This is a genomic window from Microbacterium sp. CCH5-D1 (assembly GCF_001557335.1).
In the GTDB taxonomy this organism is placed as follows: Bacteria; Actinomycetota; Actinomycetes; order Actinomycetales; family Microbacteriaceae; genus Microbacterium; species Microbacterium oxydans.
Map to the genome: position 1 here is coordinate 1 of NZ_LSJW01000237.1, position 9,798 is coordinate 9,798.

The 9,798-nt window shown below is 68.4% G+C and carries 11 protein-coding genes; 7 read left to right on the plus strand and 4 right to left on the minus strand.

Annotated features, from left to right (window positions below):
* The 6 genes from AX744_RS13985 to AX744_RS14005 form a co-directional block, all read left to right on the plus strand.
* Positions 1–1,467 (plus strand): ABC transporter substrate-binding protein (locus AX744_RS13985; protein ID WP_061017525.1); only part of this gene is annotated, 1,467 nt, incomplete at its 5' end.
* A 52-nt stretch (positions 1,468–1,519) separates the two neighbouring features.
* Positions 1,520–2,482 carry an ABC transporter permease gene (locus tag AX744_RS13990; RefSeq protein WP_061017527.1) on the plus strand — a complete coding sequence of 321 codons (963 nt, stop codon included), beginning with the start codon at positions 1,520–1,522 and terminating at the stop codon, positions 2,480–2,482.
* Positions 2,479–3,093: an ABC transporter permease gene (locus AX744_RS13995; RefSeq protein WP_231728821.1), complete on the plus strand. Its 615-nt coding sequence runs from the start codon at positions 2,479–2,481 to the stop codon at positions 3,091–3,093. Before AX744_RS13990 ends, AX744_RS13995 begins: the two co-directional genes overlap by 4 nt.
* Positions 2,988–3,338: an ABC transporter permease gene (locus AX744_RS21055; protein ID WP_231728822.1), complete on the plus strand. Its 351-nt coding sequence runs from the start codon at positions 2,988–2,990 to the stop codon at positions 3,336–3,338. The genes AX744_RS13995 and AX744_RS21055 overlap by 106 nt, the downstream gene beginning before the upstream one ends.
* The gene (locus tag AX744_RS14000; RefSeq protein ID WP_061017530.1) at positions 3,335–4,132 is read left to right on the plus strand and encodes an ABC transporter ATP-binding protein; all 798 of its coding nucleotides are present in this window, start codon (positions 3,335–3,337) and stop codon (positions 4,130–4,132) included. The genes AX744_RS21055 and AX744_RS14000 overlap by 4 nt, the downstream gene beginning before the upstream one ends.
* Complete coding sequence (locus AX744_RS14005; RefSeq protein WP_061017532.1) at positions 4,129–4,884, plus strand: ABC transporter ATP-binding protein; 756 nt, start codon at positions 4,129–4,131, stop codon at positions 4,882–4,884. The genes AX744_RS14000 and AX744_RS14005 overlap by 4 nt, the downstream gene beginning before the upstream one ends.
* A gap of 68 nt (positions 4,885–4,952) precedes the next feature.
* On the opposite strand, the gene AX744_RS14010 is transcribed toward AX744_RS14005, so the two are convergent.
* The 4 genes from AX744_RS14010 to AX744_RS14025 all read right to left on the minus strand — a co-directional run bounded on the left by AX744_RS14010 (position 4,953) and on the right by AX744_RS14025 (position 9,019).
* The gene (locus tag AX744_RS14010) at positions 4,953–5,309 is read right to left on the minus strand and encodes a DUF779 domain-containing protein (protein WP_231728823.1); all 357 of its coding nucleotides are present in this window, start codon (positions 5,307–5,309) and stop codon (positions 4,953–4,955) included.
* 62 nt (positions 5,310–5,371) lie between these two features.
* Positions 5,372–6,937: an acetaldehyde dehydrogenase ExaC gene (exaC, locus tag AX744_RS14015; protein ID WP_061017535.1), complete on the minus strand. Its 1,566-nt coding sequence runs from the start codon at positions 6,935–6,937 to the stop codon at positions 5,372–5,374.
* 110 nt (positions 6,938–7,047) lie between these two features.
* Positions 7,048–8,376 carry a transcriptional regulator gene (locus AX744_RS14020; protein WP_061017537.1) on the minus strand — a complete coding sequence of 443 codons (1,329 nt, stop codon included), beginning with the start codon at positions 8,374–8,376 and terminating at the stop codon, positions 7,048–7,050.
* Positions 8,377–8,452: 76 nt separating this feature from the next.
* Positions 8,453–9,019, minus strand: coding sequence for a TetR/AcrR family transcriptional regulator (locus AX744_RS14025; protein WP_061017539.1), 567 nt, complete (start codon positions 9,017–9,019; stop codon positions 8,453–8,455).
* Between the two features lie 70 nt (positions 9,020–9,089).
* Between AX744_RS14025 and AX744_RS14030 the strand changes: the two genes are divergently transcribed.
* Positions 9,090–9,662: a dihydrofolate reductase family protein gene (locus AX744_RS14030; protein ID WP_061017541.1), complete on the plus strand. Its 573-nt coding sequence runs from the start codon at positions 9,090–9,092 to the stop codon at positions 9,660–9,662.
* Positions 9,663–9,798 lie beyond the last annotated feature (136 nt).

A 9,798-nucleotide genomic window follows, 5' to 3' on the forward strand; every position in this document is an offset into this window, starting at 1 on the left:
GGCGCCGTCGCCACGCTCGCCCTCGTGGCCGGCTGCGCGTCCGGCGCGAACGACGACGGCACCGCGAGCGAAGACGCCACGATCTTCATCGGTTCGCTGTACGAGCCCACCAACCTCAGCAACACCCAGGGCGGCGGCCAGGGCGTGACCGAAGCGCTGACCGGAAACGTCTACGAAGGCCTGTACCGGCTGACCGACGACGGCGAGGTCGAGCCGCTCCTCGCCGAAGATGCCCAGGTGTCCGACGACGGCCTGACGTACACGATCACGCTGCGCGACGACGTGACCTTCCACTCCGGCGACCCGCTCACCTCCGCAGACGTGAAGTCGAGCATCGAGGCCGTCACCGCCGAGGACTCGGTCTCCGCCCGCAAGTCGAGCTTCAAGACGATCTCCGACATCACGACCCCCGATGACAAGACTGTCGTGTTCACGCTCTCGCAGCGATCGATCTCGTTCCTGTACAACCTCAGCTACGTCTGGATCGTGAACGACGAGGCCGGCGACATCACGAGCACCGAAGACGGCACCGGCCCCTACACGCTCGACGAGTGGAAGAAGGGTTCGACCCTCACGCTCGAGCGCTGGGACGACTACTGGGGCGACCCGGCCAAGAACGCGGAGGTCGTCTACACGTACTTCACCGACGCGACGGCCGAGAACAACGCCCTCGTCACCGGCGAGATCGACGTCATCACCAGCGTGCAGAGCCCCGATTCGCTCACGCAGTTCGACTCCGACGACTACGTCGTCAGCGAGGGCACCTCCACGACCAAGGAGCTGCTCGCCTTCAACGACCGCGTCGCCCCCTTCGACAACACTCTCGTGCGCAAGGCCATCTACTCCGCGATCGACACGAAGAAGCTCCTCGAGTCGATCTGGGGCGACTACGGCACGCTGATCGGATCGATGGTGCCGCCCACCGACCCCTGGTACGAGGACCTCACACAGGTCAACCCGTACGACGTCGACCTCTCGAAGAAGCTCCTCGCCGAGGCGGGCTACGCCGACGGCTTCACCTTCACCCTCGACACCCCGAGCTACGACCCGCACCCCGCCGTCGCGGAGTTCCTGCAGTCGCAGCTCGCCGAGGTCGGCATCACGGTCGAGATCAACACCATCAGCGCCGACGAGTGGTACACGAAGGTCTTCAAGGAGCAGGACTTCCAGGCGACGCTGCAGGAGCACGTGAACGACCGCGATGTGGTCTGGTACGGCAACCCCGACTTCTATTGGGGCTACAACGACGCCGACGTGCAGAAGTGGGTCGCCGACGCCGAGCAGGCAGCCACGACGGATGAGCAGACCGCCCTGCTCAAGCAGGTCAACGAGAAGATCGCCGCTGATGCCGCGAGCGTATGGTTGTACCTGTACCCGCAGATCGTGGTCGCCTCCAGCGACCTCAGCGGCTACCCCGTCAACGGCCTGAACTCGCAGTTCTTCGCCTACGACATCGTCAAGTCCTGACGTGCGTGGGGGATGCCGCGCGTCGGCATCCCCCACGTCATCCTGAGAAGCCATGCTCGCCTATCTGCTGCGCCGCCTCGCGTTCCTCGCGATCTCGCTCGTCGTCGCGATGATCGCGATCTTCGTGTTGCTGCGCCTGCTCCCCGGTGACCCTGCGAATGCCCTGCTCTCGGTCAATGCGACCCCCGAACAGATCGCGGCCGCGCGAGCCCAGGTCGGCTCCGACCAGCCGCTGCTCCAGCAGTTCACGACGTGGGCGGGCCAACTGCTGCGCTTCGATCTCGGCGAGTCCTTCCTCAGCTCGCGTCCGGTCGGACCGGACATCGCCGATCGCCTTGCCGTGACCCTTCCGCTCACGCTCATCGCCTTCGCGATCGCGCTGCTCGTCTCGCTCGTGATCGGCATCACCGCCGCGGTGAAGTCCGACCGCTGGTACGGCATCGTGCTGTCGGGGTTCGCGCAGCTCGGCGTCGCGGTTCCGGTGTTCTGGGTCGGCGTGGTGCTGGTCTGGGTGTTCGCGCTCGGACTGGGCGTGCTGCCCTCCGGCGGCTTCCCCCGCAAGGACTGGGAGGACCCGGCCGACGCGTTGCGCTCACTCGCGCTGCCGGTGATCACGATCGTGATCGTCATGAGTGCATCCCTCAGCCGCTACGTGCGCTCGGCCACCCTCGATGTGCTCGGCAGCGACTACCTGCGCACCGCCCGAGCCGGAGGTTCCGGCATGGGCGAGGCGCTGCTGCGTCACGGCGTGCGCAACGGCGCGGTGCCGGTCGTCGCGGTGCTCGGCATCGAGCTGTCGACCACCCTGCTGGGCGCGGTGGTCGTCGAGAGCGTCTTCACGCTGCCCGGACTCGGAAGCCTGCTGCTGTCGGCCATCGAGCAGCATGACTTCCAGGTGATCCAGGGTGTCCTCGTCGTCAGCACCCTCTTCGTGCTGCTGGTCGGGTTCGCCGCCGACATCGTGCAGCGCCTGATCGATCCGCGCCTGCGCACGAGCGTCTCGGGGAACCGATGAGCCGCGTCGCCGAACAGCTGGTCACCGCATCCGTACCCGTGCGGCGACGTCCGAAGGCGACGCTGCTGATCGGCATCGTGCTCACGGGTCTCATCGTGCTGATCGCTCTGGTGTCGCTGTTCTGGCTGCCCTATCCGCTCGCCGACACCAGTGGCGGCCGCCTCGAAGGGCCCAGCGCGCTGCACCTGCTCGGCACCGACCGGCTCGGACGCGACCTGTTCTCGCAGCTGATGTGGGGCGCACGCATCGCCCTCATCGTCGGCACCTGTGCCGTCGCGATCGCCGCACTCCTCGGCACGATCATCGGGCTGATCGCCGCCTTCGCCCGCCCCTGGGTCGACGACACGCTCTCGGCGGGACTCGACGTCGTGATCGCCTTCCCCGTGCTGCTGCTCGCGATGCTGGTCGTCGCCGTGCAGGGCGCGTCGCTGTGGTCGGCGGTGCTCGCGATCGGACTCGCGATGTCGGCGGTCGTGGCCGCCTCACCCGCATCCTGGCGCGCCGCGTGCTGCAGGAGCAGTACATCACCGCCGCGCGCACGAGCGGTACCGGGGTGCTCGGCATCGTGTTCCAGCACGTGCTGCCGAACATCGCCCCCACCCTCGCCGTGAGCCTCGCGCTGCAGTTCGGCGCCGCGGTGCTCGCCGAGGCGAGCCTGTCGTACCTGGGCCTCGGTGCCCCGCCGCCCAACGCATCGTGGGGACGGATGCTGCAAGAAGCGCAGGGCACCGTCCTCGTCGCCCCGGTGGGTGCCATCGCTCCCGGTATCGCGATCATCGCGCTGGTGCTCGGTGTGAACTTCCTCGCCGACGGTCTGCGCGACCTCGCCGACCCGACCCGCCGGAGGAGTCGATGAGTATTCTCGACGTCACGGGCCTCACAGTCCGCGCTGCTTCCGGGCCGCTGGTGCGCGATGTCTCGTTCTCCCTCGCGGCGGGTGAGCGCCTGGGGCTGATCGGCGAGTCCGGCTCGGGCAAGTCGCTGACCTCGCTCGCGGTGACCGGCCTGCTCCCTGACGCCCTCAGCGCATCGGGCTCGGTGCTGCTCGGCGGGCACCAGGTCGTCGGCGCGCGGGATGCGGAGCTGCGACCGCTGCGCGGTCCCGTCGCTCAGATCGTGTTCCAGGAGCCCCTCACCGCGCTCGATCCGCTGATGCGGGTGGGGCGTCAGATCGCGGAGCCCCTGCGACGCCATCTCGGGCTGCGTGGCGGTGAGCTCGCGAAGGCCGTCGCCACCGCGCTCGGCGAGGTCGCCCTGACCGACACCCGCATCGCCCGCTCCTACCCGCACGAGCTCTCCGGCGGTCAGCGTCAGCGTGTGGCCATCGCCATCGCCCTGGCCGCGCGCCCGCAGCTGCTCATCGCCGACGAGTCGACCACCGCGCTGGATGTGACCGTGCAGGACGGCGTGCTCACGCTGCTCGAACGCCTCGTCGACGAGCGCGGCATGGCGCTGCTGTTCATCAGCCACGATCTGGCCGTGATGTCTCGCATGGTCGAACGCATCGTCGTGCTGCGCGACGGCCTCGTGGTCGAATCGGGTACGGTCGCGCAGGTGCTGCACGAGCCGGCCGAGCCGTACACGCGGATGCTGGTCGACAGCGCCCGGGCTCTGGACGCATTCCTCGACGCCGAGGAGGGCGGACGATGACGCTCCTCGAACTGCACGGCGCCGGCTTCGCCTACGGATCCCGTCGCGTGCTCGACGACGTCTCTCTGAGCATCGATGAATGCGACTCGCTCGGCCTGGTCGGCGAGTCGGGTGCGGGAAAGTCCACGATCCTACGACTGCTGCTCGGGCTCGCCACCCCGCTCGGCGGGCAGGTGCTGTTCGAGGGCACCGCCCTGAACCCGCGCGACCGCGCCCAGATGCGTCGCTTCCGCGCGAGCGTGCAACCGATCTTCCAGGACCCGTACTCCTCGCTCGACCCCCGACAGCGCATCGACCGCATCGTCGGCGAACCGCTGCGGTCGCTGGGGCTGGCGTCCGGTGCGGATGCCCAGCGCCGCATCTCTGAGGCCCTCGACGCGGTCGGGCTTCCTGCCGACACCGCACGCCGCTACCCGCACGAGTTCTCGGGAGGCCAGCGTCAGCGCATCGCGATCGCCCGAGCCGTGGTCTCCCGCCCCCGGGTACTGCTCGCCGACGAACCGGTCAGCGCGCTCGATGTGACCACTCGCGTGCAGGTGCTCGAACTGCTCGATCGACTGCGCCGCGAGAACGGCCTCTCGCTCGTGATGGTGTCGCACGACCTCACCGCGATCGCCTCGGCCTGCGACCGGACGGTGGTCTTGAAGGACGGCCGCGTGGTGGAGCAGGGCGCCACGTCCGACGTGCTGCACGCTCCACAGGACCCCTACACGCGGGCGCTCGTCGACGCTGTTCCGCGGCTGCCGCGCTGAGTGCCGCTCCCGTCGCGATATGACAGCTGGATTCGCCGATTCGGCTGTCATATCGCGACCGGAGTAGGTCAGAGCATCCGGGAGCGGATCAGGAATCGCATGCCGGTGGGGCCCTCGACGCTGAAACCCGCACCGCGGCCGGGCACGACGTCGATCGTCAGGTGCGTGTACTTCCAGTACTCGAACTGCGATTCCGACATGTACACCTCGACGGGCCGGTCCAGGCCGACGTCGAGCGCCCCGAGAAGTACGTCGCCCTGCCCGGTGATGAACATGCCGACCGGGTAGCACATGGGTGATGAGCCGTCGCAGCAGCCGCCGGACTGGTGGAACATGAGGGGTCCATGCTGGGCCGTGAGGTCGCGCACGAGCGATGCCGCTGCTTCCGTCACGGCCACGCGTTCCACGGTCTCGTCGCCGATCACGGTTCATTCCCTTCAGAGAATATGTCCGGGCGGACGCTCGTGCGCCCGCCCGGAGAGGTGACTCAGAAGAAGCCCATCGGGCCTTCGGCGTACGAGACCAGGAGGTTCTTCGTCTGCTGGTAGTGGTCGAGCATCATCTTGTGGTTCTCCCGTCCGACGCCGGACTGCTTGTATCCGCCGAATGCCGCGTGCGCCGGGTACTGGTGATACGTGTTGGTCCACACCCGTCCGGCCTCGATCGCCCGTCCCGCGCGGTAGGCCGTGTCGCCGCTGCGGCTCCACACCCCGGCGCCCAGTCCGTACAGGGTGTCGTTGGCGATCGAGATCGCGTCGTCGAAGCCGTCGAACGAGGTGACCGACAGCACCGGGCCGAAGATCTCCTCCTGGAAGATGCGCATGTCGTTCGTGCCCTCGAACACGGTCGGAGCCACGTAGTAGCCCTCGCTGAGATCGCCGCCGAGGTCGACGCGCTCGCCACCGGTCAGCAGCCGCGCACCGCCCTGCTTCCCGATGTCGATGTAGCTGAGGATCTTCTCCAGCTGGTCGTTCGACGCCTGAGCTCCGATCATGGTGGCGGGGTCGAGCGGGTTGCCCTGCACGACCTTGCCCACCCGCTCCAGGCCGTCGGCGAGGAAGCCGTCGTAGATCGAGCGCTGGATGAGGGCGCGAGACGGGCAGGTGCACACCTCGCCCTGATTGAGCGCGAACATCGTGAACCCCTCGAGCGCCTTGTCGTAGAACGGGTCTTTCGTCGAGCGGGCGACATCTTCGAAGAACACGTTCGGGCTCTTGCCTCCGAGTTCGAGCGTCACCGGGATGAGGTTCTGCGATGCGTACTGCATGATCAGTCGCCCGGTCGTCGTCTCTCCGGTGAAGGCGACCTTGCGGATGCGCTTGTGCTGCGCGAGCGGAGCGCCCGCCTCGATGCCGAACCCGTTGACGATGTTGACGACGCCGGCGGGCAGAAGGTCGCCGATGATGTCGAACAGGAACAGCAGTGAGGCCGGGGTCTGTTCGGCCGGCTTGATCACCACGCAGTTGCCTGCGGCGAGCGCGGGCGCCAGCTTCCACACCGCCATCAGGATCGGGAAGTTCCACGGGATGATCTGTCCGACCACGCCGAGCGGCTCATGGAAGTGGTACGCCACGGTGTTCTCGTCGAGCTGGCTGATGCCGCCCTCCTGAGCCCGAAGCACTCCGGCGAAGTAGCGGAAGTGATCGACCGCGAGAGGGATGTCGGCCGCGAGCGTCTCCCGCACGGGCTTGCCGTTCTCCCACGTCTCGGCGACCGCGATCTCCTCCAGGTGCTGCTCGATGCGGTCGGCGATGCGGTTGAGGATCACCGACCGCTCGGCTGGGCTCGTCTTGCCCCAGCCGGCGAATGCCTGCCAGGCGACCTCGACCGCCCGGTCGATGTCTTCGCTGGTGCCGCGCCCGACCTCGGTGAAGGGCTTGCCGTTGACGGGGCTGACGTTCTCGAAGTACTGGCCCTTGACGGGTTCCACGAACTCGCCACCGATGTAGTGGCCGTAGCGCGCCCGATAGTTCGCGACGGCTCCGGGCTGCCCGGGGGCGGCGTATGCGGTGGACGATGGGGCGACGGACACGTCTTCTTCGACGATGGTCATGGGGGTCTCCTTCGACGGGTGCGCCGCGCTTCGGTGCTGCGGCTCTTCCCCGAAGCTAGGTCGACCGACGTTGCGACCCGATGCGCAACGTTGCGACCGGTTGCAGAGGCTCAGGCCTCGAGACGCTCGATCCGCGCGACCAGTCCCGCGCGCTTCGGCGACCGGGCGGGGAGCATCTCCAGCGCGAGGCGGAGGGCTTCGGCGTCACCCTGGCCCTCGGGGATCTCCGCATAGGAGAGCAGCACGTCGAGACTCGCCTCGGACAGCATCGCCTCCCGCAGCGCCGCGCGCACCGACTCGCGGAATTCCTCCACACCCGGCGACGTCGACTCGGGCAGCACCGGTCCTCGGTAGGCGGTGAGCGCCACCCTGTGGGCACCTCGGTCCAGCAGCGACAGAACGTCGTGCGCATCGGTGTCGAGGGTGACGGGAAGGCGGTACGGTCGCGACTCCGGCACGAGGTCGGGAGCCGTGCGCTCGAGCACCTTCCGCAGCCGGACCATCTCGGGGCGGAGCGTGTCGGGCGAGACGCCCGGTCCGTACACGAGCTCGCACAGGCGCTCGGCCGAGAGTCCCTGTCGGTGCACGCCGAGCATCAGCAGGATCGCGGCATGACGGGCGCTGAGCTCGATCACGGACTCTTCGTGGTCCGACTCCGTCTCCAATCGGGCCCGATCGCGTCCGAGCACGTGGAGTGTCGCCCGCGCCGTTGCCGGCACTCGGGACTTCGCAGCCGACGCACGAGACCGGTGCGCCTCACTGCGCGCCCGCAGACGCGCCACCATCAGCTCCGACTCCACGGCGCGGGCTGTCGCATCCACGAGCAGCCGTGCCTGCAGCGAGACGACCTCCGCTCCCCCGGTGATGTCGATGACCCCGAGCACGCGGTGCGTCTCCGGGTCGCGGACGGGAGCCGCGGTGCAGGACCAGGGGTGCACGAGACGGTTGTAGTGCTCCGCGCCGCGGATCTGCACGGACTGTCCGAGCACCAGAGCGGTTCCGGGTGCGCTGGTGCCGACGGCATCCTCCGACCAGTTCGCTCCCGCGACGAAGCCCATGTCGTCGGTGAGCGACCGCAGCTGCCTGTCGCCCTCGATCCACAGCAGACGGCCCGCCTGGTCGCCGACGGCGATGACGACGCCGGCATCCTGGGCCTCCCCGGGCAGCAGGAGGGCACGGATCATGTCCATGACGGAGGCGAGCGGATGCGCCAGCCGATAGGCGTCCAGCTCGTCGCTCACGAGATCGAGAGGAGGAGCGCCCTCGGGGCCGACGCGACTGCGCCATGCCCGCTCCCACGACTCCCGGACGAGTGGCCGCACCTCCTGAAGACGCCGGTCTTCGAGGTTCCCGGCGAGCAGCTCCTCGTGCGCACGCTCGATGAGGAGTCGCGATGTCGGGGGAAGCGACTCGCGGGATACCTGCCACGGCGCAGACACAGCGGTCTCCGATCGTCGAGAGCGTGCGTTGCCTCAGTGTACGAGCAGCGCGCCCCCGAGGGAACACCCCGCCGGGTCAGCGGATGAGCCCGGCGACCAGGTCGTCGATGACGTCGTCGGTGGAGGTCTCCTGATCGATGGGCGTCGTGAGCCTGTCGAGCAGGAGTCCATCGATCGCATAGTGGAACAGGGCGATCTCGCGGCGTCCTCCCGGGAGTCCCGCCGCGGTGTTGAAAGCCACGTCGGCGTCGAACCCGGCGCGCTGCCACGCACCGAGGACGGCTGCGACCTCGGGCCGCCGACCGCCCTCGAGCCGCAGCTCGAACAGCGCGAGCGTCACGTCCCGATCGTCGGTCAGGCGTCGCACGATGTCGCGGAGGTAGTCGGCGAAGAGCGCGGGTCCCGGGGCGGCCTTCGACCGGCGTTCGAGATCATCGGCGCTCGGTGCGAGACGCTCCCCGATCCGCTCGACCAGTCCTTCGATCAGGGCGTCCCTGCTGCGGAAGTAGTTCGACGTCGTGCCGATCGGGACCTGAGCGGCGACGTCGACGGCTCGGTGCGTGAGCCCCCGTGATCCTTCGCGTGCGAGCACGGCGAGTCCCGCATCCGCGATGGCCCGTCGTCGCGAGTCGTTCTTCCCCATGGAAGGAACCCTAGCGCAATCACTACGCCTGTTGTACTGTAACCGCTACAGATGTAGTGATTGGAGAACCATGCGAGAGCTCGTGTACTACGCCGCCGTCAGCCTCGACGGGTACATCGCCGGTCCGAACGGTGAATTCGACGCGTTCCTCATCGAGGGCGACCACATGGACGGCACCAATGCCCGCTTCGCCGACACGCTGCCGACCGTCGCCGCCGAAGCCCTCGGGGTTCCGCAGCGGCGCGAGATGTTCGACACCGTCCTCATGGGGTGGAACACCTACGCCGTGGGCGGGCTGTCGAGTCCCTATCGACACCTCCGCCAGATCGTGTTCAGCAGTACGAGGACAGCGGACGGCGAGAACCTCGAAGTGACAGCGGAGCACCCGGTGTCGGTGGTGCGACGCCTGAAGCAGGAGGAGGGAGCAGCGATCTGGCTGTGCGGCGGCGGCGCACTCGCGGCAACCCTCGCAGACGAGATCGATCGACTCGTGCTGAAGCGGCAGCCGCTGCTCTTCGGGGCGGGCATCCCGCTCTTCCGGGAGCGCTCTTTCCGTCCCGAGCGGTTCGATGCGGTGCAGACGGTCGCCTACGACTCGGGCGTCGTCGTCACGGAACTGCAACGCCGCCCCCACGAGAGCTGACATCCCGACGAGACCTGACGCCCGGACGGCGAGGAGAAGGACGCGCCATACCTCCTCCTCGCCGCCCTGGCAACGGTGTTCCCGAAGGGCTGTCGGCGGGGTGCGCGGAGGCGTGGCGGGCAGAGCCAGTGGGGGT